1 protein-coding gene is annotated in these 1770 nt (G+C 74.0%); it reads right to left on the bottom strand.

Annotated features, from left to right (window positions below):
* Positions 1-60 precede the first annotated feature (60 nt).
* On the bottom strand, positions 61-1749 hold the full coding sequence (locus D7X55_RS39200; protein ID WP_120552265.1) for a HEAT repeat domain-containing protein: 1689 nt from the start codon (positions 1747-1749) through the stop codon (positions 61-63).
* Positions 1750-1770 lie beyond the last annotated feature (21 nt).

The raw sequence follows: 1770 nt of genomic DNA on the forward strand, positions 1-1770 counted from the left end.
AAGAGACAGGCCATGGGGGGCTGGGACTCTAACCGCCGTCGCCGGGTCCGCCAGTCCGTCTCAGGGAGGGGTGGATCCAGCCAACCGGGAGGCCGCCGCGGCGCGGACCTCCGGGGACGGATCTCTTTCGCGGGCCAGCTCCAGCAGCAGCGTGCCCACGGGCTTCGGCAGCTTCGCGCTGGAGGCCTGCTGGAGCGCCTGGGTGCGCTCCTTCACGCCCTGCGACAGGCGCTCTGCGACCTGTTGATCCGCGCAGGTGCGCACGCCGGGGTGCTGCTGGCGCAGCAGCAGCTCCGCGTCCGCGAGCTTCGCCTCGGCGAGCCGGATGGCGTCCTGGGCGGTGCGCTCGAAGTCGGCCAGGTCCTCGGGGAACTCCGTCTTCTGGCCGCGCACCCGGGCGATGGCCTGGGCCGCGAAGCGCGCGTCCACCACCGCCGCGCAGAGCTGACGGGCGGACGCCAGGGGCACCCCACCCTCCGCGGACACGTTCTCCTCGCGCGCCGTGGTCTGCGCCCACACCGCGAGCTGCCGGGCCGCCACCGCCGAGGAGAACGCCTGCTGGCGCTGCTCGCGCAGCTGCACCCAGCGCCAGAGCACCAGCGGATCCGTGCCGCCGGATTCATAAACGCGCTGGTACTGGCTGGCGGCCTGCTCCACCTGGCCGCTCAGGTCCAGCAGCGCCGCCACGGTGATGTAGAGCTCCGGGCTGCTGGCGCGCTCGCGCAGGGACTCCAGGCGCGAGGCGACCTCATAGGCGGCCACCGGAGCGGGCAGCGCGGAGAGCACCGAGCGCAGCGACGACAGCGCGTTCTGACGGATCAGCGGGTTGCGAGCGGTGCGCAGCGCCTCCAGCAGCGGATCCACCGCGCGCACGGAGACGTGCTGGCCCAGCTCCTCCGCGGCCTGCCAGCGGTCCAGCGGATCCGGCGCCACGAGCGCGCGCTTCAGGTCCTCCAGGTCGCGCAGGTAGTGGCCCGCCTGCATCGCGCGGGCGGCGGGCTCGGTGCGGGCCAGGGCGCCCTGCTCCGCGCGGGCCCGGGCCAGGCGCGCGGGGAAGCCCGTCAGCTTGGGCCCCAGCGGGTGGGTCTTCACCTTCGCCTCGGCCTCGTCCACCAGCCCGGAGACGAGCAGCCCCTCCACCTCCAGCTCCAGCAGCTTGACGCGGACCTCCTCGCGGTGCGCGCCCGCGGGGAAGTCGCGCAGGTACGCGAAGAGCTTCCCGGCGTCCGTGGCCTGGGCGAAGGAGGTGTCGTCCAGCTTGCGCTCCAGCTCCTCGCGGCGCGCGCCGGCGGCCTCGCCCTGGAGCAGCCGAGACACGCGCTGCGGGTCGGTGGTCGTCTGGAGCTCGCGCTCCTGGGCCGCCTGGAGCTTCGCGCGCGCCTCGTCGCGGTGGGCGCCGTCGGGGTGCTCGGCGAGGAACTGCCGCCACCCGGCCTCCGAGTCCGCCTCCTTCGCGACGTTGAAGCGCAGGCCCTCCAGCAGCGTCTGCGCCCGCTGCCGCTGCGGCGCGTCCGGGTACGTCTCCAGGAAGCGCTTGTAGGCGATGACCGAGTGCAGCCGCTTCGCCTCGTCGAACTCCAGGCCCTCGATGCGCCCCTGGGCCGTCGTCGCCTCCGGATCCTCCGGGTGCTCGCGCAGGAACTCCTGGTAGGCCTGCACGGTGTCCAGCTCGCTGGCGCGCTCGAAGGACGTGTGCGAGCAACCGGTGGCCAGGAGCACGAAGGCGAGGGCGCGGCGGAAGGTGGGCATCCCCTCCAGCAATACCCCACC

The sequence above is a fragment of the Corallococcus sp. AB049A genome, from assembly GCF_003668885.1.
Taxonomy (GTDB): Bacteria; Myxococcota; Myxococcia; order Myxococcales; family Myxococcaceae; genus Corallococcus; species Corallococcus interemptor.

Excerpts from the sequence above, each read along its gene's own strand:
- D7X55_RS39200 (WP_120552265.1), bottom strand. The coding sequence starts at position 1,749 with ATGCCCACCTTCCGCCGCGCCCTCGCCTTCGTGCTCCTGGCCACCGGT.